Consider the following 23,022-nt stretch of genomic DNA (forward strand, 5'->3'; position numbering starts at 1 on the left):
AACGAGCGAATGAACATCCCCGCCTTCGGTGGCACCGCCTTCAACGGCGTGCAGGCACCGGGCTCGCGCTACATCCTGCCGAGCTTCGAGGAGCGCACCGCCTACGGCTACAAGCGTCAGGACCCGTACGCGAAGCTCTTCGAGGACCGCATCATCTTCCTCGGGGTGCAGGTCGACGACGCCTCGGCCGACGACATCATGGCCCAGCTCCTGGTGCTCGAGTCGATGGATCCCGACCGCGACATCATCCTCTACATCAACTCGCCCGGTGGCTCGTTCACCGCGATGACGGCGATCTACGACACGATGCAGTACATCCGTCCGCAGATCCAGACCGTCGTGCTCGGCCAGGCGGCCTCCGCCGCGGCGGTCATCGCCGCCGCAGGAACGCCCGGCAAGCGCCTCGCGCTGCCGAACGCCCGGGTGCTCATCCACCAGCCCGCCATGGGCGAGGCGGGGCACGGCCAGGCGAGCGACATCGAGATCCAGGCGGCCGAGATCCTGCGCATGCGCGGATGGCTCGAAGAGACGCTCTCGCGCCACTCGAACCGCACGCCCGAGCAGGTCAACGCGGACATCGACCGCGATAAGATCCTCTCGGCGAACGAGGCGCTCGAGTACGGACTCATCGACCAGGTGCTCACCTCGCGCAAGAGCCTGCCGGCGATCACCCGGTAGCCTCGCAGCGTGACGAACGCGGCGGAGGACTGGCTGGACGACAGCCGGGCCATCCGCCGCGTTTCGCTGTCTGCCGAGGCGCCGATCGACGCTGCGGCGTGGCCGGCGACGATCCCGGCGATCGCGCAGCTCGTCGAAGACCGCGGACTCGACTTCATGCCCGGCCTCACCTTCCTCGTCGGCGAGAACGGCAGCGGCAAGTCCACGCTGCTCGAGGGCATCGCGACCGCCTACGGGCTTCCGCCGGAGGGGGGCAGCAACAACGGGGGCCGGGCGACCCGCCCGAGCGAGTCGCCGCTCGGCGAGTGGCTGCGCATCGAACGCAGTCCTCGGGCGCCTCGCTGGGGGTTCTTCCTCCGTGCCGAGACGATGCACGGCTACTACAGCTACCTCGAAGACCTGCCCGACAGCCCCGATCGGCACCTGCACTCCCTGAGCCACGGCGAGTCGTTCAACGACCTGCTCGACAACAAGCTCAACCACCCGCAGTTCGTCGCCGGGCTCGTCTGCCTCGACGAGCCCGAGGCGGCGTTGTCGTTCGCCTCGATCCTCACCTGGATCGCGGGACTCGACCGCATGGTCGCCCGTGGCACGCAGATCATCTGCGCGACGCACTCCCCGATCCTCGCCTCGGTTCCCGGGGCGACCATCCTCGAGCTGGGGGAGTGGGGCATCCGCGAGACGAGCTGGGAGGACCTCGAACTCGTCGCGCACTGGCGCTCGTATCTCGACGACCCGCGCCGATACCTGCGCCACCTCATCGACTGAGGCGGCCGGTTCGCGGCGGGCGAACCCGGTGGCGTGTCGAATCGCGCCGGCTACGCCGCAACCGCCGGATCTCGGGCTAGGCTCGGATCAGACTCGTCGACAGGGAGGGTTTCGATGGCACGCATCGGAGAGAGCGCCGATCTGCTGAAGTGCTCCTTCTGCGGAAAGAGCCAGAAGCAGGTCCAGCAGCTCATCGCCGGACCCGGCGTCTACATCTGCGACGAGTGCGTCGAGCTCTGCAACGAGATCATCGAGGAGCGTCTGGCCGAGGCCGGCGAGACCGAGGCCGGCGAGTTCGAACTCCCGAAGCCGAAAGAGATCTTCGGCTTCCTCGAGGAGTACGTGATCGGCCAGGAGGCCGCGAAGAAGGCGCTCGCCGTCGCGGTCTACAACCACTACAAGCGCGTGCGCGCCCGGGCGACGCTGACGTCGGCCGACCGCGCCCACGACGAGGTCGAGATCGCGAAGTCGAACATCCTGCTGATCGGCCCCACGGGTTGCGGCAAGACCTACCTCGCGCAGACGCTCGCGAAGCAGCTCAACGTGCCCTTCGCCGTCGCCGATGCGACGGCGCTCACCGAGGCGGGCTACGTCGGCGAAGACGTCGAGAACATCCTGCTGAAGCTCATCCAGGCCGCCGACTACGACGTCAAGCGAGCCGAGACCGGCATCATCTACATCGACGAGGTCGACAAGATCGCTCGCAAGGCCGAGAATCCGTCGATCACGCGGGATGTCTCGGGCGAGGGCGTGCAGCAGGCGCTGCTCAAGATCCTCGAGGGCACGGTCGCCTCCGTGCCGCCGCAGGGCGGCCGCAAGCACCCCCACCAGGAGTTCATCCAGATCGACACGACGAACGTGCTGTTCATCGTGGCCGGCGCGTTCGCCGGACTCGAAGACATCATCTCCTCGCGTGCGGGCAAGCGCGGCATCGGGTTCGGAGCTCCACTCCACAACAAGGAGGACGAGGCCGACATCTTCAGCGAGGTCCTCCCCGAAGACCTGCACAAGTTCGGGCTCATTCCCGAGTTCATCGGACGGCTTCCGGTCGTGGCGACGGTGACGCCGCTCGACCAGGAGGCGCTGATGGAGATCCTCACCGTCCCCAGGAACGCGCTCGTCAAGCAGTACCAGCGCATGTTCGAGCTCGACGGCGTCGAGCTCGACTTCGAACAGGCCGCCCTCGAGGCGATCGCCGACCTCGCCGTGCTCCGCCAGACGGGTGCCCGCGGACTCCGCGCGATCATGGAGGAGGTGCTCGGGCCGATCATGTTCGAGGTGCCCTCCTCGACCGGCGTCGCGCGGGTGGTCGTGACCAAGGCGGCCGTGCTCGACAACGCGGCGCCGACGATCGTGCCGCACAAGCCGCGCCGGGCCGAGAAGTCGGCGTAGGCGAGAGCGCCGCCCATCTTCCACACCGTCGTCGCCGGCGTCATCGCCGCCATCACGGGATTCGCCAGTTCGTTCGCGCTCGTCATCGCCGGGCTCGTCGCCGTCGGCGCAAGCGATGCCCAGGCCGCCTCCGGGCTCTTCGCGCTGTGCCTGGCGACCGGTCTCACGTGCATCGTGCTGCCGATCGTCATGCGCGTGCCCGTGTCGTTCGCCTGGTCGACACCGGGGGCGGCGCTGCTCGTCGCGGCCGCGAGCACGACCCAGGACTTCGCCGCGGCGACGGGCGCCTTCCTCGTCTGCGGGGCGCTCATCGTGCTCTCAGGGCTCTGGCCGGCGCTCGGCAGGGCGATCACGAGCATCCCGAAGCCCATCGCCAGCGCGATGCTCGCCGGCATCCTCTTCCCGATCTGCATCGCCCCGGTGACCGCGGCGATCGAGCAGCCGGCGATCGCGATCCCGATGGTGCTCGTCTGGTTGCTGCTCGCGCGACTCGCGCCGCGCTGGGCGGTGCCGGCCGCCATGCTGGTGGCCGTCATCGGTATCGCCGTGGTCGCGGGCCCGGCGGTGCTCGGCAACGATGCCGTGGTTCCGCGGCTCGAGTTCGTCGCGCCCGTGTTCGACCCGTTCGTCATCGTGAGCCTCGGCCTGCCGCTGTTCATCGTGACGATGGCGGGGCAGAACGTCCCCGGATTCGCCGTCATGTCGACTTTCGGGTACCGGCTGCCACCGCGACCCGTCCTCGTGACCTCCGGGGCGGCCTCGATGGCGGCGGCGCTGACCGGCGGGCACGCGATCAACCTCGCCGCGATCACCGCGGCCATCATGGCGAGCCCCGAAGCGGCGCCCGATCCGCGTCGCCGTTGGATCGCGACCGTCTCATCGGGGGTGGTCTACCTGCTGCTCGGCGTCGGTGCAGGTCTGGCGGCGGCGATCGTGCAGGCCTCGCCGCCCATCATCATCACCGCGGTCGCCGGGCTCGCGCTGCTCGGCGCGCTGGTCACGGCGATCAGCAGCGCACTCGAGGCGCCTGCGCAGCGGATCACGGCGATCGGCACCTTCCTCGTGACGGCGTCGGGCGTCGCGATCGCAGGGATCGGCTCGGCATTCTGGGGTCTCGTGGTGGGCGGGGTCCTCATGCTGTGGTTGCGGCCTCAGAATGCCGCAGGCTCGCCCGCGCCGGCGGTCGGGCGGCACGACGACGACTAGTCGAAGACGCGCACGACCCGCCACCGCGCGTCGGTGCCCGGTTCGTGCTCCACGTCGAAGACATGCGTCTCGCCGTCGGCGGTGCTCGCCTGGAATCGCCAGCCGGAGATCTCGAGCGGAGCCCGCCCGGGGGAGACGTCGTGCTGGGCGAAGGGACGCCACCACCCGCAGGCTCCGACGAGTGCGGTCGGGGTGTCGTCGACCCGGAACCGCCGTGATCGCCAGACGAGCCGCAGCGGAGTACCGGCATCGTCCGTCCACATCTCGACGGACTCCTCCAATTGGGGCACGGCACCTCCGACCCGAGATCATTCGAACATGTGTTCGAATTCTAGCACCGTCGGTCTCATGGCGATCGATGCAGGGTCGCCGAGGGGTCGGTGGTCGTGCGCTTCGCCGAGTTCGGCCGAACCGTGCCGGTGATCGAACGACGGCCCGAGCAGCGTTGCGCTGCTCGGGCCGTCGTTCGAGTGGAGTGGTGCCGGGTGGTCAGGCCAGGTCGTCGTCGGTGCGTGCGCCGAACACGATCTCGTCCCAGCTGGGCATCGAGGCTCGCCCCTTCTTCTGGCTGCGGGGCGCGCCGTTGCTGTTCGACGACGAGGAGACCTTGCCCCAGATGCTGCGGGCGCCGGCTCCCGGCTGCTCGTCGACGGAGGGCTCGGGCTGCGTCTCGGCGACTGCGGCGGGCGCGATCGTCGTAGGTGCCTCAGCGGGAGCGGGGCGCGGTGACTCGTTCTCGACGGTCGCCGACTCGCGCTCACCCCGGCGCCGTCGCAGCGCCTCGAGCAGGTCGGCCGTCTCGCCGAGCGATTGCTTCGGTTCGTCGGCGCGCTTGATCGCGGCACGGGCGACCGCGGGGCTCGAGGTCTGCGAGGTGCGGGCGTAGGGGAGCGGTTCGAGGTGCGGCGCGGTGTCGTTGTCGCCGTGTTCCATCTCGTCGAAGGTGAAGGCGCCGCTGTCGAATCTCGATTCGTCGGAATCGGGGCCGACCGCGCGCAAGCGGGGGATGAGTCCGCCCTTGAGCTCGCCCTGCTGCGACAGCGTGATGGCCTCGGAGTTCAACGGCTGCAGCGACTGCTTGCGCGGCTCGAAGGTCCAGCGCGCGTCGTGGTCGATCGTGTCGGCGGTGAACTCGAGCTTGACGATCCAGCCGCGCTCCTCGTCCTTCCAGCTCGCCCAGCGTTCGCCCTGGGCGCCGAGCTTCGCGAGCCGGTCGCGGATCACGCCGCCGAAGGTCGCGGGCTCGTCAGCCGGGTCCGCCTCGACTCCGAGGTTGACGGGCACGGCGAGCGCCGAGGTGACGACGTGTTCGCGCTCAGCGAGCACCGGACCCTCGAATCGACGGATGTAGTCGACCGAAGCGCCCGTGACCTGCGCGACCTCTTCGGCCGACATGCCTGCACGAATGTGCGCCTGGACCTCGCGAGGCGAGGGTTTGGGGCCGGCGTGCTGTTCGGGTTGAGCCTGCCGGATCCGCGACTGGAGCACCTCGTCGATCTCGATCCGGAAGCGCGCGCCATCGTCGGAGGCAGCGAGCAACGCGCCGTTCTCGACTCCGATTACCTTGAGTTCCTGCATCGCGACAAGCCCTTCCGTGCTTTCGTCTCCGCCCAAGGATGCCACGTCGCCAGCACTGCTCGCGGGAATAGCGCGGGCGCGGCGGAAGTTGAGCACGTTGCATCGGGGAACGGGTGTGCAGAGGGTTTGCTTACGTACTCGTTTTGATGCAGACTATGGCCGCCGAATCTTCGGCGCATGAGGAAATGGATGGGAATGGCAACGGATTACGACGCCCCGCGGAAGACCGAAGACGACTCGGAGTCGATCGAGGCCCTCAAGGAACGCGTCCCCGACAAGATGTCGGGAGTGGTGGATGTCGACGATGCCGACAACCCCGGAGGATTCGACCTCTCCGGTGCAGACCTCTCCGACGTCGAGCTCGATGTCGTCGTGCTTCCGCCCCAGGCTGACGAGTTCACCTGTGTGAACTGCTTCCTGGTGAAGCACCGTTCGCAGATCGACCACGAGACGAAGCTCGGGCCGATCTGCCTGGAGTGCGCGTCCTAGACGCTGCGCTCCTCACTACCAGGCCGTCGTGATCCGTTGATCGCGGCGGCCAGTTCTTTCGGTCGACGGCTCGAGACGAGCCAGTATGGCGCCGGGTCGGCCGGGTCGAGGATCGGCACGCGCACGACCGGGCGCACCCAGCCGCGGATGACGAGGAACGCCCGTGCGTCGAGCCCGGTGCCGCGCTCGATGCGGGCGGCGGTCTCGTCGGCCGCGACCGCCTCGCCGAGCTGTTCGACCGCGATCTCGGCGCGCCCGGCGCGGAACCGGCCGGCGCGGACCTCGATGGTGGGCGCGGTGAGCGTGAGCGCACCCATCGAGGCGAGATAGAGGATCACGCCCGTGGCGATGCCCGCGGGCAGCGAGACGGGTGCCAGCACGAGGATGCTCGCGGGGATGAGCAGGAGGCTGGCGATGTAGATCCAGGGCGTCGGCCAGAGTCTCTCGTGGTATTCGGGCATGGGTCTATCAGACCAGACTTCTGCGCTGCCCGGTGATCGGGTGGGGTCGGTGGCCCGGTGTTCGGTCTTCGGGCCCGGGGATTCGGACCTCGAGGTTCTGCACTACCCTCGAACGGTGACCGATTCCGTCGATGTGCTGATCACCGCCGAACGCATCCCGAGCTACGCCCATGCGGGCGATGCCGGGGCCGACCTCCATGCCGCGGAGTCCGTCGTCCTCGAGCCGGGGGAGCGCGCGACGGTCGGCACCGGCGTCTCCATCGCATTGCCCGACGGTTACGTGGCGTTCGTGGTCCCGCGATCGGGTCTCGCGTTCAAGCACGGCATCACGATCGTCAATGCGCCGGGAACGGTCGACGCCGGGTATCGGGGCGAGATCAAGGTCGCCCTGCTCAACACCGACGCGCGCGAGGCGTACACCATCGAGGCCGGCGACCGGATCGCGCAGGTCGTCGTCATGCCCGTCAGCCGTGCACGCTTCGTCGAGGTCGAGCAACTCCCGGGCAGTCTGCGCGGCGAGGGTGGATTCGGCTCCACGGGATTCGGGGAGCACAAGTCAGGAGTGAACGCGTGAGCGACATCGAGAACACCGACGGCGCGGTCGTCGACCAGCCCAAGTCCGCACCCGACGATCGGGCGAGCGCGGGTCCTTTCGACGAGTCGGAGGCCAATCCGGTCCGTCCGTACGTCGACCTCGGCGGTGTGAAGGTACTGCCGCGCGAGGGACTGCACCTCCGCCTCGAGGTCGAGGAGGGCACGAAGCGGGTCGTTGCGATCGGCCTCGACTACGCGAACTCCACGCTGCAGGTGCAGCCGTTCGCCGCACCGCGCTCGAGCGGACTCTGGCACGAGATCCGCGCACAGATCGCCGAGCAGATCGCTCGCCAGGGCGGCACGACCACGGTTCGCGAGGGCACGTTCGGTCCCGAGCTGCTCGCGCAGATCCCGGTCGCGGCCGGCGAGGGCCAGCAGGGCCAGATGCGCCTCGCGCGCTTCATCGGCGTCGACGGCCCCCGCTGGTTCCTCCGCGGTGTCATCGCCGGGCAGGCCGCGGTCGACCCCGCCGCGGCGGCGCAGGTCGAAGACCTCTTCCGTTCGATCGTGGTGGTGCGCGGCGCGACGCCGATGCCGCCCCGCGACCTCATTCCGCTGCGGATGCCCGCATCCTCCGCGGGCGCTCCGACGGCGTAGCGGTGTCGGAGGCACCAGGCGCAGCGCGCCCCGACGACGACGGGCAGGATGCTGCGGAGAACTCGGGCGCGGACGCGGCCGAGCTCGGCCGTCAGCTCGCCGCAGCCGCCGAGAAGAGCGGTCTGGGTGCGCTCGCGCGAGACGAGCAGCTGAGCGGACGCGATCTGCTCGGTGCGGTCGGCGGCGTGCGGGGCATCCTCGAAGCGCTGCTGCCCGGCCTCGTCTTCCTCGTGGTCTACAGCTCGCTGACGAGCTTCGCGGGCTCTGATGCGCAGGCGGCACTCGTGCCGGCGCTCGGAGCGTCGGTCGGCCTCGCGGTCGTGTTCACGGTCGCCCGGCTGGTTGCGAAGAGCCAGCCGACCCAGGCGATCGCCGGGCTCGTGGGCGTGCTCGCCTCGGCGGCGCTCGCCCTCTGGTCGGGCGACGCCCGCGACAACTACGTCCTCGGCTTCTTCACGAACGCGGCGTACGCGCTCGCCCTGCTCATCTCCCTCTTCGTGCGGTGGCCCGCGATCGGGCTCATCGTCGGCTTCCTCATGGGCGATGGCCTCGCCTGGAAGCAGGATCGTCGCAAGTATCGCGCCGCGCAGTTCCTCACGCTCGTGTGGATCGGGCTCTTCGTCGCGCGTCTCGCGGTGCAGGTGCCCTTCTATCTGGTGAACAACGTCGAGGCGCTCGGCGCCACGCGCCTGCTCATGGGTGTGCCGCTGTACGCGCTCGTGCTCGTCTTCTCCTGGCTCGTGGTGCGCGCCGTCTACCCGTCCTCGTCGCGTTCCGGCGAGTGATAGAGTTATCTCGACGTCAAGATAAATTCGCACGAGGTGCGAGGCCTGTCGGCTGGCGATCGGCTTAGGTTACCCTTGCTGGTACCGCCCCATGTCTGACGGAGAAGATGGAATGTCGTGCGCGTCGTCGCCGGCATCCGCGAAGGAGAGGACATCGTGTCTGCAGTGAACAGTTTCGGGGCGAAGGACACGCTCCGCGTCGGTGATGAGTCCTATGAGATCTTCCGGCTCGACACCGTGCCGGGTCACGAGAAGCTTCCGTTCAGCCTGAAGGTGCTGCTCGAGAACCTGCTTCGCACAGAGGACGGCGCGAACGTCACCAAGGAGCAGATCGAGGCGCTCGGCTCGTGGGACCCGCAGGCCGAGCCCGACACCGAGATCCAGTTCACGCCGGCGCGCGTGGTCATGCAGGACTTCACGGGCGTGCCCTGCATCGTCGACCTCGCGACCATGCGCGAGGCGGTCACCGCGCTCGGCGGCGACCCGAACAAGATCAACCCGCTCTCGCCGGCCGAGATGGTCATCGACCACTCCGTCATCGCCGACCTCTTCGGCACCGAGAACGCGCTCGAGCGCAACGTCGAGATCGAGTACGAGCGCAACGGCGAGCGCTACCAGTTCCTCCGCTGGGGCCAGACGGCGTTCAACGACTTCAAGGTCGTGCCGCCCGGCACCGGCATCGTGCACCAGGTGAACATCGAGCACCTCGCCAAGGTCGTCTACGACCGCGAGGTCGGAGGCGTGCTCCGCGCGTACCCCGACACCTGCGTCGGTACCGACTCGCACACGACCATGGTCAACGGCCTCGGCGTGCTCGGCTGGGGCGTCGGCGGCATCGAGGCCGAGGCGGCCATGCTCGGCCAGCCCGTCTCGATGCTGATCCCGCGCGTCGTCGGCTTCAAGCTCACGGGCGAGATCCCCGCAGGCGTGACCGCGACCGACGTCGTGCTCACGATCACCGACATGCTGCGCAAGCACGGTGTGGTCGGCAAGTTCGTCGAGTTCTACGGCGCCGGCGTCGCTTCGGTGCCGCTCGCCAACCGTGCGACCATCGGCAACATGAGCCCCGAGTTCGGCTCGACGGCCGCGATGTTCCCGATCGACGACGTCACCCTCGACTACCTGCGTCTCACGGGTCGCGACGAGGCGGCGGTCGCGCTCGTCGAGCAGTACGCGAAGGTGCAGAAGCTCTGGCACGACGCCGACAGCGAGCCCGAGTTCAGCGAGTACATGGAGCTCGACCTCTCGACCGTCGTTCCGTCGATCGCCGGCCCGAAGCGTCCCCAGGACCGCATCCTGCTCTCGCGCTCGAAGGAGCAGTTCGAGCTCGACCTCACCAACTACGCCGAAATCGACCACGATCTCGTCGACCTGACGATCTCCGAGTCGTTCCCGGCTTCCGACCCGCCCGGGTTCACCCCCGAAGACGAGTCGAGCCACCACGAGCACCACCACCACTCGCACGCGCCGAAGACGGTCTCCAAGCCGACTCCGGTGACGGTCGCCGGCGGCCCCTCGTTCACGCTGAACCACGGTTCGGTGGCGCTCGCGGCGATCACCTCGTGCACGAACACCTCGAACCCGTCGGTCATGATCGCAGCGGGCGTGCTGGCCCGCAAGGCGCTCGAGAAGGGCCTCAAGACGAAGCCCTGGGTGAAGACCACCCTCGGCCCGGGATCGAAGGTCGTCACCGACTACTACGAGAAGTCCGGACTCGACAAGTCGCTCGAGGGCCTCGGCTTCTACACCGTCGGCTACGGCTGCACGATCTGCATCGGCAACTCCGGTCCGCTGATCGAGGAGGTCTCCGCGGCGATCAACGAGAACGACCTCGCCGTCACCGCGGTGCTCTCGGGCAACCGCAACTTCGAGGGCCGCATCAGCCCCGACGTGAAGATGAACTACCTCGCGTCGCCGCCGCTCGTCGTCGCCTACGCACTGGCGGGTTCGATGAACTTCGACTTCGAGGTCGACCCGCTCGGCACCGACGGCGAGGGCAACGACGTCTTCCTGAAGGACATCTGGCCCGCGCCCGAAGAGGTGCAGCAGATCATCGACTCGTCGATCTCGCGCGAGCAGTTCATCAAGCAGTACGCGACCGTGTTCGAGGGCGACGAGCGGTGGAAGACGCTGCCCACGCCGACCGGTCCGGTCTTCGAGTGGGACGCCGACTCGACCTACGTGCGCAAGGCGCCGTACTTCGAGGGCATGTCGATGGAGCTCACGCCCGTCGCCGACATCTCGGGCGCCCGCGTGCTCGCGACGCTCGGCGACTCGGTGACGACCGACCACATCAGCCCGGCCGGCAACATCAAGGCGGGCACCCCTGCGGCGCAGTACCTCACCGAGCACGGCGTCGAGCGCAAGGACTTCAACTCCTACGGCTCGCGTCGCGGCAACCACGAGATCATGATCCGCGGCACCTTCGCGAACATCCGCCTGAAGAACCTCCTCGTCTCGGCCGTCAACGACGGTCAGGTCGTCGAGGGCGGGTACACCCGCGACTTCACCCAGGAGGGCGGCCCGCAGTCGTACATCTACGACGCGAGCCAGAACTACCAGGCTCAGGGCACTCCGCTCGTCATCTTCGGCGGCAAGGAGTACGGTTCGGGTTCGTCGCGCGACTGGGCGGCCAAGGGCACGAGCCTCCTCGGCGTCAAGGCGGTCATCACCGAGAGCTTCGAGCGCATCCACCGTTCGAACCTCATCGGCATGGGCGTCGTGCCGCTGCAGTTCCCTGCAGGCGAGAGCTGGGAGACGCTCGGCCTCGACGGCACCGAGATCGTCTCGATCTCGGGTCTCGAGCAGCTGAACGAAGGCGTCACCCCGAAGACCGTCCGGGTGACCGCGGTGCCGAGCGAGTTCTCGGCCGAGGGCAAGCAGCCCGTCGAGTTCGACGCGGTCGTCCGCATCGACACGCCGGGTGAGGCCGACTACTACCGCAACGGCGGCATCCTGCAGTACGTGCTGCGCAGCCTGGTCTGACGCGACACGCTTTCGACGAGGGGGCGATCGGCGATTCCGCCGATCGCCCCCTCGTCTGCCCGGGCTCACAGCATGCCCGGCGTAGACTCGTTCCGTTCGGCGGCACCGCCGCGTCACCCCGGAGGCACCACGTATGACCCTGCTCTCGACGATCTCTGGCCCGCGCGACCTCGATGCGCTGAGCCAGGTGCAGCTCGAGCAGCTCGCTCGTGAGATCCGCGAGTACCTCGTCGAATCGGTGTCGAAGACGGGCGGCCATCTGGGCCCGAATCTCGGCGTCGTCGAGATGACCATCGCCATCCACCGAGTGTTCGAGTCGCCGCGCGACGCGATCGTGTTCGACACCGGGCACCAGTCGTACGTGCACAAGCTGCTCACCGGTCGCACCGACCTGTCGTCGCTGCGACGTACCGGGGGCCTCGCCGGCTACCCGCAGCGCTCCGAGTCCGAGCACGACATCGTCGAGAGCTCGCACGCCTCGAGCTCGCTCTCGTGGGCCGACGGCATCTCGAAGGCGTTCGAGATGACGGGGCAGAACGACCGGCACGTCGTGGCGGTCGTCGGCGACGGCGCGCTCACGGGCGGCATGACGTGGGAGGCGCTCAACAATATCTCCGACGACAACACCCGCAAGCTCATCGTGGTCGTCAACGACAACGGCCGCTCCTACGCTCCGACGATCGGCGGCATGGCGCGCTTCCTCAACACGGTGCGCACGAAGCAGGGGTATCGCAACCTCCATCTCTCGAGCCGGCGCGCCTTCGATCGGCTCGGCGGGCCCGCCCAGGCGTTCTATCGAGGTGTGCGCGGCGGCCTCCACGGCTTCCTCAGCCGGTTCACCGACAACGAGGCGCTCTACTCGAATCTCGACATCAAGTACATCGGTCCGGTCGACGGGCACGACGAGCACGCGATGGAGGAGGCGTTGCGCCAGGCGAAGGCCTACGGCGCTCCCGTCATCGTCCACACCATCACCGAGAAGGGCCGCGGATACGAGCCCGCCCGCCGCGACGTGGCCGACCAGTTCCACGCCGTCGGCCAGATCGACCCCGAGACGGGAGAGTCGCTCGAGGCATCCGCCGGCCCGTCGTGGACGAGCGCCTTCGCCGACGAGCTCGTGCACCTCGCCGAGCAGAACGATCGCCTCGTCGGCATCACCGCGGCGATGCTCCGCCCGACCGGCCTGCACCGCATGGCCGAGCGCTTCCCGAACCGGGTGTTCGACGTCGGCATCGCCGAGCAGCACGCCGCGACGGCGGCCGCGGGCCTCGCGTTCGGCGGCCTGCATCCGGTGGTCGCCGTCTACGCCACGTTCATCAACCGCGCCTTCGACCAGGTGCTCATGGACGTCGCGCTGCACAAGGCCGGCGTGACCTTCGTGCTCGACCGGGCCGGAGTGACCGGCCCCGACGGCCCGAGCCATCACGGTGTGTGGGACCTCTCGATCCTCCAGGTCGTGCCCGGAATCCGCATCGCGGCCCCCCGCGACGCGATCCGCCTGGCCGAAGAACTCGGCGAGGCCGTGGCCGTCGACGACGCGCCGACGGTGCTGCGCTTCCCGAAGGGCTCGGTCGGCGCCGACTACGAGGCCGTCCGCCGAACCGATGACGGCGTCGACGTGCTCGCCGAGTCGGAGCGCAAGGACGTGCTGCTCGTCACCGTCGGGCCGATGGCCGGCATCGGCCTGGCCGTCGCCGAACGACTCGAGGCGCAGGGCATCGGGGCGACCGTCGTCGACCCCCGGTGGGTCGTGCCCGTGCCGCGCAGCGTGATCGAGCTTTCGGCCGAGTACCGCATCGTCGTGAGCCTCGAAGACGGTATCCGCGTCGGCGGCATCGGCACGCGCATCCGTCAGGACCTGCGCGAGGCCGGCGTCGACACGGCGGTCACCGAGCTCGGACTGCCCGACGAGTTCCTGGAGCACGGTTCACGCGCCGACATCCTCGAGCGGGTCGGACTCACGCCCCAGCACATCGCACGCGACGTGACCGCGATGGTGCTCGGCTCGAAGCTGCCGCACGCCCGGGCGGTCGGCGCCGAGCCGTCCGTGCCGACCGACACCAGCCCGCAGCCGCGCATCTAGCCGACGGACACGGCGCTTCCCCCCTCGCGAACCCGACCCCTCGGTTCGCGGCCTCGGTGGCTGCGGGATGCCCCGGGGTGCTCGTCGAGCGAGGCGGGCGGGAGGCATCCACCCGAACATGAACGCGGCCCCCGGCAGAAGCCGGGGGCCGCGTTCGCGTGCCGTCGTGCGTCGGACTAGGCGCCGACGCCCACCACCTGCGGGTGGTGGAAGGTATCGCCGAAGACGCGCTCAGAGGCGCCGACCCGGTCGAGGTAGGGCGTGACGCCGCCCATCTGGAACGGGAAGCCCGCGCCGAGCACCATGCAGAGGTCGATGTCTTCAGGAGCGGCCACGACGTCGCCGTCGAGCATGAGCTTGACCTCTCGGGCCAGGCCGTCCTGCAGGGCCCCGAGGATCTCCTCGGCCGAACGCGGGTTCTTGCCGCCCGCGACCAGCTTCAGGGCGCCCTTGTCGAAGCCCTTGACCTTGCCCTTGTCGTCCTTGTCGAGCAGCTTGCCGTACTCGGCGAGCTTGTGCAGGTTCTCGCTGCGGTAGAAGCGCTCGGGGAACGCCGCGTGGTGCGTGTCGAGCACGTGCGCGCCGACCTTGAGCCCGACGAGGTCGAGCAGTGCCGACGGTGCCATCGGCAGGCCGAGCGGGGCGATCGCCTGGTCGACCGTCTCGAAGGAGGTGCCCTCGTCGACGGCGCGCATGGCCTCGCCGAGGAGCACGGCGAGCAGGCGGTTGACGACGAAGCCCGGGGTGTCGGCCGTGATGACGGCGTTCTTCTTCAGGTTCTTCGCGGCGACCATCGCGGTCGACAGCGTCGCCTCGTCGGTGTGCGGGGTCTTCACGACCTCGATGAGCGGCATGACCGCGACCGGGGTGAAGAAGTGGAAGCCGACGAGACGCTCGGGGTGGGCGAGCTTGGCGCCGATCTGCTCGACCGACAGCGACGAGGTGTTCGTCGCCAGCACGGCCTCGGGGGAGATGTGCTGCTCGATCTCGGCGAACACGTTCTGCTTGATCTCGAGCTCTTCGAACACCGCCTCGATGACCCAGTCGCAGTCGGCGAAGTCGGACTTGTCGACAGTGCCCGTGACGAGCGCCTTCAGGCGGTTCGCCTCGTCGGGGGAGACCCGGCCCTTGGCGAGCAGCGCGTCGATCTCGCCGGCGATGTAGGCCACACCCTTGTCGACGCGCTCCTGGTCGATGTCGGTGATCACGACGGGCACGCGGAGACGACGCACGAAGAGCAGCGCGAGCTGGCTCGCCATGTACCCGGCGCCGAGCACGCCGACCTTCGTGACCTTCTTCGCGAGGGCCTTGTCGGGAGCACCGGCAGGGCGCTTGGTGCGCTTCTGCACGAGGTTGAAGGCGTAGATCGACGCCTGCAGCTGGTCACCCGCGATGAGTTCGGCGAGCACCTCGTCCTCGCGCTGGAAGCCCTCGGCGCGCGTGCCGCTCTTCGCCGCCTTCATGAGCTCGAGCGCCGCGTACGGCGACTGCGGAACCGAGCCGATGCGGCTCTTCAGCATCTTCGTCGCGATGCCGATCGCGGCATCCCACTTGACGAGCCGCTCCATCTTGCCCGGCTCGTTGGGACGCTTCACCTTGATGCGGCCCGAGATGACGTCGTCGGCCCAGCGGATCGAGTCCTCGAGATAGTTCACTGCGGGGAAGATCGCATCGGCGATGCCGAGGTCGAGGGCGTCCTGGCCCTTGAGCGTGCGATTCTGCTTGAGCGGGTTCTCGATGACCACCTTGAGCGCGTTCTCGATGCCGATGAGGTTCGGCAGGATCGTCGCGCCGCCCCAACCGGGGATCAGTCCGAGGAAGACCTCGGGAAGTGCGAGCGCCGGGGCCGAGGCGTCCACCGTGCGGTAGTCGGCGTGGAGGCCGATCTCGAGGCCGCCGCCGAGCGCGAGCCCGTTGTAGAAGGTGAACGACGGCACGCCCACCTCGCCGAGCTTCGCGAGCGCGTAGTGGCCGAGCTGCACGAACTTCTTCGCCGTCTCTTTATCGGGAATCTCGGCGACCTTCGACAGGTCGGCCCCCGCGGCCAGGATGAACGGCTTGCCGGTGACGGCCACGGCGTGGATCTCGCCCGCCGCCGCTCGCGCCTTCAGCTCGTCGAGCTTCGCCGCGTACTCGAGCAGCGTCGCCGCACCGAGCGTGTTCGGGCGGGTGTGGTCGCGCCCGTTGTCGAGCGTGAGGAGCGCCAGGGTCTTGCCGCCCGACAGCGGCACGTCGCGGACGTACGAGCGGGTCACGACCTCGTCGTCGCCGGCGAGGGCGACGAGCGAGCCGAAGTCGATGGTCGAGTAGTCGGTCATGCGCGCTTCTTCGCCTTCTTGTCGAAGTTCGGGTTCTCCCAGATCATCGTGCCGCCCTGGCCGAGGCCGACGCACATGCTGGTGATGCCGTACTGCAGCTCGGGGCGCTCGGCGAACTGGCTCGCGAGCTGGTTCATGAGCCGCACGCCCGAGGAGGCGAGCGGGTGGCCGACGGCGATCGCGCCGCCCCACGGGTTCACCCGCGGGTCGTCGTCGTCGATGCCGTAGTGATCCATGAACGAGAGCACCTGCACGGCGAACGCCTCGTTCATTTCGAAGAGGTCGATGTCGTCGATCGTGAGGCCGGCCTTGCGCAGCGCCTTCTCGGTCGCGGGGATGGGGCCGATGCCCATGATCTCGGGGTCGACGCCGGCGAAGGCGTAACTCACGAGCTTCATCTTCGGGGCGAGCCCGAGCTCCTTCGCCGTCGCGCCTGAGGCGAGCAGGGCCGCGGTCGCGCCGTCGTTCAGGCCCGAGGCGTTGCCCGCGGTGATGCGGCCATGGGGGCGGAACGGGGTCTTCAGCCCGGCGAGGCCCTCGAGCGTCGTCTCGGGGCGCATGACCTCGTCGCGAGTCGCGAGACCCCAGCCCTCCTCGGTGCGGATCGCGACGGGGACCAGGTCCTGCTGGATCTTGCCGGCCGCGTAGGCCGCGGCGGTCTTCTGCTGGCTCGCGAGGGCGAACCGGTCGCTCCGCTCCTTCGTGAGCTGCGGGAAGCGGTCGTGGATGCGCTCAGCGGTCGCGCCCATGACGAGGGCGTCCTCGCCCACGAGACGCTCGCTGAGGAAGCGCGGGTTCGGGTCGACGCCCGAGCCCATCGGGTGGTGGCCCATGTGCTCGACGCCGCCCGCGATCGCGAGGTCGTACATGCCGTAGCCGATCGATCCGGCCAGCATCGCCGTCGCGGTCATCGCGCCGGCGCACATGCGGTCGATCGAGAAGCCGGGCACCGTCTTCGGCAGCCCTGCGAGGATCGCGGCGGTGCGACCGAGGGTCAGGCCCTGGTCGCCGGTCTGGGTGGTCGCCGCGATGGCGACCTCGTCGATTCGGTCCTTCGGGACGTTCGGGTTGCGTTCGAGGAGTCCGACGATCGCCTTCACGACCAGGTCGTCGGCTCGGGTGTTCCAGTACATGCCCTTGTCGCCGGCCTTGCCGAACGGGGTGCGGACCCCGTCGACGAACACGACTTCAGCTTGATCAGCCACGCTGCAGCTCACTTTCGATCAGGATTGACTCGATCCTACGAAGGGCGTCGCGGGCGTGCTGAATCGCTTGACGGATCCTACGAACCGTCGGAGGCGGCGTCGAGCAGGGCTTGTGACGCCTCCACAAACGCGGTGGCGATAATCTGTGCGGTTGCGGCAACCTGCCAGGGGCGGGCGCCGAGCTCGGCGAGCGCCGAACCGATCGACTCGGCGTCGGCGGGAGCCGGCGGCGACCAGGCCACGCGCCGCAGGAAGTCGGGGGTGAGGAGGTTCTCGACCGGCATCCCGAGCGACTCGGCGACCTCGGCGACGGCCGTCTTCGCGAGCTTCAGCCGTGCGTCGGCCTCGGGGTGGCGCGCGGCCCACGAGCGCGGCGGCGGCGGCGCATCGTTCGGCACCCGGACCGCGGGGAGCTCCGTCGTCGCGAGTCCACGCTCGACCGCCGCCCACCAGCGGTCGAGCTCGCTGCGGCTCTGCCGCCCGGTGAACTCGCGCAGATCGGCGAGGGCACGGCGCGTCGACGGCAGCGACTTCGCGACCGCGACGATGGAGGCGTCGGGCACGAGCCGGCCGGGGGCGACGTCCGTCGAGGATGCGAGCTCGTCGCGGGAGAGCCAGAGTTCGCGGGCGACGGCGAGATTCCGTCCGTTGCGCATGGCGTGGATGCCGGAGAGACGGCGCCAGGGCTCGGCGGCGGCCGGCTTCGCCGCTCGATGCAGCACCGCGTCGAACTCCTGGGCGCCGATGTCGGTCTTCCCAGCCTCGGCGAGGCGGTCGACGAGGCGGTCCCGCACGTCGACGAGGAGTTCGACGTCGAGCGCCGCGTACTTCAGCCACGACTGCGGCAGCGGCCGCGTCGACCAGTCGGCCGCGGAATGCTCCTTGGCGAGCTTGATGTCGAGCAGCTCCTCGACGACCGAGGCGAGGCCGACCCGCGGCATCCCGAGCAGCCGCGCAGCGAGCTCGGTGTCGAAGATGCGATCGGGGTCGAGCCCGACCTCGCGCAGGCATGCGAGGTCCTGGCTGGCGGCGTGCAGCACCCACTCCTCGGAGCGGATGCCGGCCTGCAGGGCCGAGAAGTCGGGGATCTGCGGCGGGTCGAAGAGGAAGACCCCCGAGCCGCGACGGTACATCTGGATGAGATAGGCGCGCTGCGAGTATCGGAAGCCGCTCGCCCGTTCGGCGTCGACCGCGATCGGCCCCTCGCCCGCAAGGAGGCTCGCGACGGCGTCGTCGAACTCCGCGGGGGTCTCGATCACCCGGTAGTCATCCACGATTCGACCTCCGACGGGGCAGTGCGGTCACCCCTTCAGACCGGGGCGGAAGCCCTGCGAGCATGCACAGCAACTCGCCCCAGCCTTCCACATGGGCCTTGATCTCGGCGTCGAGGGGAGTCCACGACGCCCGCAGCTCGATCTGCGCCCCGTCGCCCTGGGCCGCCAGTTCGCCGAACCCGGTCGAGAGGATCTTGGTCGCGGTGCCGGACGCGGCGATGTAGTGCGCGCCGCGGGCGTCGAGCGCGTCGATCAGCCACGACCAGGCGACCTCCGCCAGGAAGGGGTCGAGTCCGATGTCGGTCTCGAGCGGCGCCTGCGCGAAGCACACCACCCGGAAACGGCCGCCCCATGCCTCGGGCTCGCTGGGGTCGTAGAGCAGGATGAACCGCCCGGTGCCGAGCTCGGAGTCGTCGCCGTGGCGCGTGGGCGACACATCGGCCGACAGGGCGGCCGCGTGCGGTGCGAGCCCGCCGGGCGCCGGGATCTCCGAGACCGCGAGCTCGGCGCGCGGGACGGCTGCTCGGATCGAGGCGAGCGCTGCCTCGAACTCGGCGGGAAGCGAGGACGGGTGGTCGGGCACGAGTGCAGACTAGAGTCTCGACCGGAGCCGGTGACGGCGGCACGCCGCATCGCGACGCACACGGGACGGGTTGACGGGGAGGATGCCGATGGCGCAGCGCGGAGTTCGAGGCGGAGCGGTGCGGACGATCGTCGGAGCGGCGGCGCTGCTCGCGGGGGTGATCGCGCTCGCGACCGGTGCGACGGCCGCCATGCTCGCCGTCGTCTTCGCCCGCAAGGTCGTCACGCCGCCGACCCGGCGGGAGGAGGACCTCCGGATCCTCGGCGTCGACTCGGCCGTCGGTGAGATCACGCTCGCCGCGGGCGACGAGGCGCGGATGCGCGGAGTCTACGGGCTCTGGTTCGAGCGCGACTCGGGCCACGCGCGACTCGGCGACGTGATCGAGGAGCGCGACGGCCGGGTGCGCCGAGCACTCACCTCGACCGACTTCGGGCGGCCGGAGCGAGCCGCGCGAGGGCGGATCGACGGCTGGTACCACCTCGGTCCCTGGGAGCTCGACGTCCCGTACGAGGACGTCGTCGTCGAGACCCCGCTCGGCCCGGCGCCGGCGTGGTGGATTCCGGCGGACGTGCCGAGCGATCGCTGGGTCGTGCAGGTGCACGGGCGCGGCGCCAAACGGCACGAGGCGCTGCGAGCGGTGGAATCGACGCGCGAGGCCGGCTGGAACAGTCTCCTCATCTCGTACCGCAACGACGGTGAGGCACCCGAGAGCTCCGATCGCCGCTACGGGCTCGGCGGCACGGAGTGGGCCGACGTCGTCTCAGCGGCGCGGTACGCGACGGAGCACGGCGCCCGCGAGATCGTGCTGATGGGGTGGTCGATGGGCGGCATGATCTCGCTCCAGGCGGTGCTGCGGTCGGCCGAGGTCCGCGAGCACCTGGTCGGCGTCATCCTCGACTCTCCGGCGATCGACTGGGTCGACATCCTCCGCTTCCAGGGCGGTGCACTCGGGCTGCCGCGGCGGCTCGGCGACGCCGTGGCGCGGCTTCTCGGCGCACCGTACGGCGGGGGCCTGACGGGGCTCGCGGCCCCGATCTCGCTCGAGGAGCTCGACCCCGTCGCACGGGCGAGCGAGTTCTCGGTGCCGATCCTGCTGATGCACAGTGTCGACGACGGGTTCGTGCCCATCGACGGATCGCGCCGTCTCGCGGCATCCCGACCCGATCTCATCCAGTTCGAGGAGTTCACGGGCGCCAGGCACACGAAGCTCTGGAACCACGATCCAGAGCGGTGGAACGGCCTCATCGCGGGATGGCTCGCCGCGCGGACGTCCGCCGACCACGACGGTGCTGCCGTCGAGATCGTCGGCTGAGGGCGGCCTCGGGGACCCGGCGCCTCAGAGGGCGGCGACGCGCTCGCGCAACTGGCGCTTCGTGCGCGCGAGCATTCCGGTCATGCCGCGAACCCGCAAGGGGGAGACGGCTTCGCCGAGTCCGAGGGACTGCGGGTAGTCGGCGGGGATGTCGAGCACCTGCTGCACGGTGAGCCCGGCGAGGCCCTGCACGAGGATGGAGGCGAAGCCGCGCGTCGTCGGCGACTCGGCCGGCGCCGTCGCGTAGAGGTGCACGATGCCGCCGTCGACCTCGACGAAGATGAACACGGGCGACTGGCATTCTTCTACGCGTTCGAGCAGATCGGGGTGCTCGGCGTAGCGCTCGGGGAGCTCGGGCAGTTCGTTCGAGAACTCGAGCAGCAGCTGGAGCCGGTCGCGGACGCCGAGCGCGAGGAAGTCGTCGCGGGTCTCGGCGAGGCGTTCGGGGAGCGTGGTCTGGTCCATCTCCTCAATCCTCCCACGGGCGCGGCCTGCGACGGCCGCCGCTGTGGACCTGCGCCGGTCAGCGCGCCGGCACCTCGCCGCGATCGGTGCCCGTCACGATCGGCACGCGCACCGCGCTGCCCCACTCGGTCCACGAGCCGTCGTAGTTGCGCACCTTGGCGAAGCCGAGCAGGTGCGTCAGCACGAACCAGGTGTGGCTCGAACGCTCGCCGATCCGGCAGTACGCGACGATGTCGTCGCCGTCGGCGAGCCCGACCTCGTCGCGGTAGATCGCGTCGAGCTCGGCACGTCCCTTGAAGGTGCCGTCGCCCGCGGCCGCACGGGCCCACGGCACGGACGCCGCCGTCGGGATGTGCCCGGCGCGCAGCGCGCCCTCCTCGGGGTATGCCGGTGCCGTCGTGCGCTCGCCGCTGTACTCCTCGGGGGAGCGGACGTCGATGAGCGGGTTGCCGAGGTGGGCGAGCACGTCCTCCCTGAAGGCGCGCACCGCGCGGTCGTCGCGAGCGACGACCGGGTAGTCGACCGGGGTCACCTCCGGGGCATCCGTGGTGATCTCGCGGCCCTCCGCGATCCAGAGATCGCGGCCGCCGTCGAGCAGCCGGACGTCTTCGTGGCCGAAGAGGGTGAACACCCACAGCGCGTACGCCGCCCACCAGTTGCTCTTGTCGCCGTAGACGACGATCGTCGTATCGCGCGAGATGCCCTTCGAGCCGAGGAGCGCCGCGAACCGCTCGTCGCTGACGTAATCGCGCACGACCGGGTCGTTGAGGTCGAGGTGCCAGTCGATCTTCACGGCGCCCGGGATGTGGCCGGTCTCGTAGAGGAGGACGTCCTCGTCGGACTCGACGACGACGAGGCCGGGGTCGCCGAGGTGCTCGGCGAGCCAGCCGGTGGAGACGAGCCGCTCGGGGTGGGCGTACTCGGCGAACTTCGCGGCGGAGTCGAACTCGGCGGGCATGGGGACCTCCTGGGATCGCCTGGTCGGCGGGCTGGGCGGGGGAGCGGACTAGGCTGATCACCTGTCCACCCTCGAATCTACGCGGCCCGCAGGGCGCAGTCACGGCACCCGTCATCCGGTGCAATACGGAGCTCACAGCATGACCTCGGCCTCCAGCCACGCCCCCATCCGGCTCGTCGACCGCAACCCGGCCATCTCGGGCGCCGAGATCGCCTCCGAGCTCGTGCCGCCGCCGCAGTTCGAGCACGCCTCCTTCGAGTCGTATCGACCCGACCCCGACTTCCCGTCGCAGCAGGCCGCCCTCGAACGGTTGAACCAGTTCGCGGGCGCGTGGCGCGCGGCCCAGCGGCCGGGCGGCTTCTTCTCGCGCAAGCGCCCCGCCCGCATCGAGTTGCCCGGCGTCTACCTCGACGGCGGCTTCGGCGTCGGCAAGACCCACCTGCTCGCCGCGCTCTGGCACGTCGCGCACGGCCCGAAGTACTTCGGCACCTTCATCGAGTACACCGCGCTCGTCGGCGCGCTCGGCTACCAGCCCGCGATCGAGCTGCTGCGCGGCGCGAAGCTCATCTGCATCGACGAGTTCGAGCTCGACGATCCGGGCGACACGATGCTCATGACGCGGTTCCTCGGTGAGCTCATGGCGAGCGGCACGCGGGTGGCGGCGACGTCGAACACACCGCCCAACGCACTCGGCGAGGGCCGGTTCGCCGCCGCAGACTTCCTCCGCGAGATCCACGCGCTCTCCTCGAACTTCGAGACCCTGCGCATCGACGGCCTCGACTACCGCCGCCGCGACACCGAGGGGCACGCGATCGCACTCGCGACCGACGACGAGGTCGCCCGCACCGCGCAGGCCCTCGCCGCACGCGACCACCGCGTCTCGCTCGACACCTTCGACGAGCTGATCGCGCACCTCGCGACCGTGCATCCCTCGAAGTACGTGAAGCTCGTGCAGGGGCTCGACACGATCGCCCTGCAGGGCGTGCACGAGCTCACCGACCAGAACGCGGCGCTGCGGCTCGTCGCCTTCATCGACCGCGCCTACGACGCCGAGGTGCCCGTCATCACGAGCGGCCTCGCGCTCGACCGGGTCTTCGGCGGCGACATGATGTCTGGCGGCTACCGCAAGAAGTACCTGCGGGCGATCTCGCGCATGATCGCGCTGACCTCCGGCGAGCTCCCGCCGCACGACTGAGCGGTTGCACGGCGAGTTCCTCGCCGTTGCGCAGCATCCCGAAACGCGCTGTTCACACAGCGCTGCGACCCGTAACGGGCCGGAAACATCGCACGA

General features: G+C 69.6%; 22 protein-coding genes. 13 read left to right on the forward strand and 9 right to left on the reverse strand.

Going from position 1 to position 23,022, the window contains the following annotated elements:
* Positions 1–9: 9 nt before the first annotated feature.
* From GQQ93_RS10070 to GQQ93_RS10085, 4 genes are all read left to right on the forward strand, one after another.
* Positions 10–678: an ATP-dependent Clp protease proteolytic subunit gene (locus GQQ93_RS10070; RefSeq protein ID WP_157424101.1), complete on the forward strand. Its 669-nt coding sequence runs from the start codon at positions 10–12 to the stop codon at positions 676–678.
* A 9-nt stretch (positions 679–687) separates the two neighbouring features.
* Positions 688–1,446: an AAA family ATPase gene (locus tag GQQ93_RS10075; RefSeq protein WP_157424102.1), complete on the forward strand. Its 759-nt coding sequence runs from the start codon at positions 688–690 to the stop codon at positions 1,444–1,446.
* A gap of 114 nt (positions 1,447–1,560) precedes the next feature.
* On the forward strand, positions 1,561–2,838 hold the full coding sequence (clpX, locus tag GQQ93_RS10080; RefSeq protein ID WP_157424103.1) for an ATP-dependent Clp protease ATP-binding subunit ClpX: 1,278 nt from the start codon (positions 1,561–1,563) through the stop codon (positions 2,836–2,838).
* Between the two features lie 15 nt (positions 2,839–2,853).
* Entirely contained in the window at positions 2,854–4,044 is a 1,191-nt protein-coding gene (locus tag GQQ93_RS10085) for a benzoate/H(+) symporter BenE family transporter (RefSeq protein ID WP_157424104.1), read from the forward strand.
* On the opposite strand, the gene GQQ93_RS10090 is transcribed toward GQQ93_RS10085, so the two are convergent.
* On the reverse strand, positions 4,041–4,334 hold the full coding sequence (locus GQQ93_RS10090; RefSeq protein WP_157424105.1) for a hypothetical protein: 294 nt from the start codon (positions 4,332–4,334) through the stop codon (positions 4,041–4,043). The two genes, GQQ93_RS10085 and GQQ93_RS10090, sit on opposite strands and share 4 nt — an antisense overlap.
* Before the next feature lie 199 nt (positions 4,335–4,533).
* Positions 4,534–5,583: a septation protein SepH gene (gene sepH / locus GQQ93_RS10095; RefSeq protein WP_246192277.1), complete on the reverse strand. Its 1,050-nt coding sequence runs from the start codon at positions 5,581–5,583 to the stop codon at positions 4,534–4,536.
* Between sepH and GQQ93_RS18100 the strand changes: the two genes are divergently transcribed.
* Together GQQ93_RS18100 and GQQ93_RS10100 are read left to right on the forward strand one after the other, a co-directional pair.
* Positions 5,491–5,769: a hypothetical protein gene (locus GQQ93_RS18100; protein ID WP_246192285.1), complete on the forward strand. Its 279-nt coding sequence runs from the start codon at positions 5,491–5,493 to the stop codon at positions 5,767–5,769. The two genes, sepH and GQQ93_RS18100, sit on opposite strands and share 93 nt — an antisense overlap.
* A 48-nt stretch (positions 5,770–5,817) precedes the next feature.
* Entirely contained in the window at positions 5,818–6,111 is a 294-nt protein-coding gene (locus GQQ93_RS10100) for a DUF4193 domain-containing protein (RefSeq protein WP_026378289.1), read from the forward strand.
* Here GQQ93_RS10100 and GQQ93_RS10105 read toward each other — a convergent pair.
* On the reverse strand, positions 6,108–6,572 hold the full coding sequence (locus GQQ93_RS10105) for a DUF3093 domain-containing protein (RefSeq protein ID WP_157424107.1): 465 nt from the start codon (positions 6,570–6,572) through the stop codon (positions 6,108–6,110). The two genes, GQQ93_RS10100 and GQQ93_RS10105, sit on opposite strands and share 4 nt — an antisense overlap.
* Positions 6,573–6,687: 115 nt before the next feature.
* Here GQQ93_RS10105 and dut point away from each other — a divergent pair, with 115 nt between their 5' ends.
* From dut to dxs, 5 genes are all read left to right on the forward strand, one after another.
* Entirely contained in the window at positions 6,688–7,146 is a 459-nt protein-coding gene (dut, locus tag GQQ93_RS10110) for a dUTP diphosphatase (RefSeq protein ID WP_157424108.1), read from the forward strand.
* On the forward strand, positions 7,143–7,763 hold the full coding sequence (locus GQQ93_RS10115; protein ID WP_157424109.1) for a DUF3710 domain-containing protein: 621 nt from the start codon (positions 7,143–7,145) through the stop codon (positions 7,761–7,763). The genes dut and GQQ93_RS10115 overlap by 4 nt, the downstream gene beginning before the upstream one ends.
* Positions 7,764–7,765: 2 nt before the next feature.
* Entirely contained in the window at positions 7,766–8,548 is a 783-nt protein-coding gene (locus tag GQQ93_RS10120) for a DUF3159 domain-containing protein (protein ID WP_157424110.1), read from the forward strand.
* Between the two features lie 153 nt (positions 8,549–8,701).
* The gene (locus GQQ93_RS10125; RefSeq protein WP_212277315.1) at positions 8,702–11,533 is read left to right on the forward strand and encodes an aconitate hydratase; all 2,832 of its coding nucleotides are present in this window, start codon (positions 8,702–8,704) and stop codon (positions 11,531–11,533) included.
* Positions 11,534–11,666: 133 nt separating this feature from the next.
* The gene (gene dxs / locus GQQ93_RS10130; protein ID WP_157424112.1) at positions 11,667–13,616 is read left to right on the forward strand and encodes a 1-deoxy-D-xylulose-5-phosphate synthase; all 1,950 of its coding nucleotides are present in this window, start codon (positions 11,667–11,669) and stop codon (positions 13,614–13,616) included.
* Between the two features lie 176 nt (positions 13,617–13,792).
* Here dxs and GQQ93_RS10135 read toward each other — a convergent pair whose 3' ends face one another.
* The 4 genes from GQQ93_RS10135 to GQQ93_RS10150 form a co-directional block, all read right to left on the reverse strand.
* Positions 13,793–15,934 (reverse strand): 3-hydroxyacyl-CoA dehydrogenase NAD-binding domain-containing protein, encoded by a 2,142-nt coding sequence (locus GQQ93_RS10135; RefSeq protein WP_157424113.1) that lies wholly within the window; start codon positions 15,932–15,934, stop codon positions 13,793–13,795.
* A complete protein-coding gene (locus GQQ93_RS10140) occupies positions 15,931–17,139 on the reverse strand; it encodes a thiolase family protein (RefSeq protein ID WP_157424114.1) in 1,209 nt (402 codons plus the stop codon). Before GQQ93_RS10140 ends, GQQ93_RS10135 begins: the two co-directional genes overlap by 4 nt.
* 77 nt (positions 17,140–17,216) lie before the next feature.
* On the reverse strand, positions 17,217–18,413 hold the full coding sequence (locus tag GQQ93_RS10145; RefSeq protein ID WP_157424115.1) for a ribonuclease D: 1,197 nt from the start codon (positions 18,411–18,413) through the stop codon (positions 17,217–17,219).
* On the reverse strand, positions 18,406–18,996 hold the full coding sequence (locus GQQ93_RS10150; protein ID WP_157424116.1) for a DUF3000 domain-containing protein: 591 nt from the start codon (positions 18,994–18,996) through the stop codon (positions 18,406–18,408). The genes GQQ93_RS10145 and GQQ93_RS10150 overlap by 8 nt, the downstream gene beginning before the upstream one ends.
* A 118-nt stretch (positions 18,997–19,114) precedes the next feature.
* On the opposite strand from GQQ93_RS10150, the gene GQQ93_RS10155 reads away from it, so the two are divergent.
* A complete protein-coding gene (locus GQQ93_RS10155; RefSeq protein ID WP_170296171.1) occupies positions 19,115–20,308 on the forward strand; it encodes an alpha/beta hydrolase family protein in 1,194 nt (397 codons plus the stop codon).
* A gap of 24 nt (positions 20,309–20,332) precedes the next feature.
* Here the strand turns inward: GQQ93_RS10155 and GQQ93_RS10160 are convergent, their stop codons facing one another.
* Both GQQ93_RS10160 and GQQ93_RS10165 read right to left on the reverse strand, forming a co-directional pair.
* Positions 20,333–20,773: a SufE family protein gene (locus GQQ93_RS10160; protein ID WP_157424118.1), complete on the reverse strand. Its 441-nt coding sequence runs from the start codon at positions 20,771–20,773 to the stop codon at positions 20,333–20,335.
* 58 nt (positions 20,774–20,831) lie between these two features.
* Positions 20,832–21,731 carry a sulfurtransferase gene (locus GQQ93_RS10165; RefSeq protein WP_157424119.1) on the reverse strand — a complete coding sequence of 300 codons (900 nt, stop codon included), beginning with the start codon at positions 21,729–21,731 and terminating at the stop codon, positions 20,832–20,834.
* Between the two features lie 139 nt (positions 21,732–21,870).
* On the opposite strand from GQQ93_RS10165, the gene zapE reads away from it, so the two are divergent.
* Positions 21,871–22,926, forward strand: coding sequence for a cell division protein ZapE (zapE, locus tag GQQ93_RS10170; RefSeq protein ID WP_157424120.1), 1,056 nt, complete (start codon positions 21,871–21,873; stop codon positions 22,924–22,926).
* Positions 22,927–23,022 lie beyond the last annotated feature (96 nt).

The sequence above is a fragment of the Agromyces lapidis genome (assembly GCF_009749405.1).
GTDB classification, from domain to species: domain Bacteria; phylum Actinomycetota; class Actinomycetes; order Actinomycetales; family Microbacteriaceae; genus Agromyces; species Agromyces lapidis.

Bases quoted from the DNA above. Each gene is read 5' to 3' on its own strand.
- GQQ93_RS10135 (WP_157424113.1), bottom strand. From the start codon at position 15,934: ATGACCGACTACTCGACCATCGACTTCGGCTCGCTCGTCGCCCTCGCC.
- GQQ93_RS10070 (WP_157424101.1), top strand. From the start codon at position 10: ATGAACATCCCCGCCTTCGGTGGCACCGCCTTCAACGGCGTGCAGGCA.
- GQQ93_RS10105 (WP_157424107.1), bottom strand. From the start codon at position 6,572: ATGCCCGAATACCACGAGAGACTCTGGCCGACGCCCTGGATCTACATC.
- GQQ93_RS10100 (WP_026378289.1), top strand. From the start codon at position 5,818: ATGGCAACGGATTACGACGCCCCGCGGAAGACCGAAGACGACTCGGAG.
- zapE (WP_157424120.1), top strand. From the start codon at position 21,871: ATGACCTCGGCCTCCAGCCACGCCCCCATCCGGCTCGTCGACCGCAAC.
- dxs (WP_157424112.1), top strand. From the start codon at position 11,667: ATGACCCTGCTCTCGACGATCTCTGGCCCGCGCGACCTCGATGCGCTG.
- GQQ93_RS10165 (WP_157424119.1), bottom strand. From the start codon at position 21,731: ATGCCCGCCGAGTTCGACTCCGCCGCGAAGTTCGCCGAGTACGCCCAC.
- GQQ93_RS10160 (WP_157424118.1), bottom strand. From the start codon at position 20,773: ATGGACCAGACCACGCTCCCCGAACGCCTCGCCGAGACCCGCGACGAC.
- clpX (WP_157424103.1), top strand. From the start codon at position 1,561: ATGGCACGCATCGGAGAGAGCGCCGATCTGCTGAAGTGCTCCTTCTGC.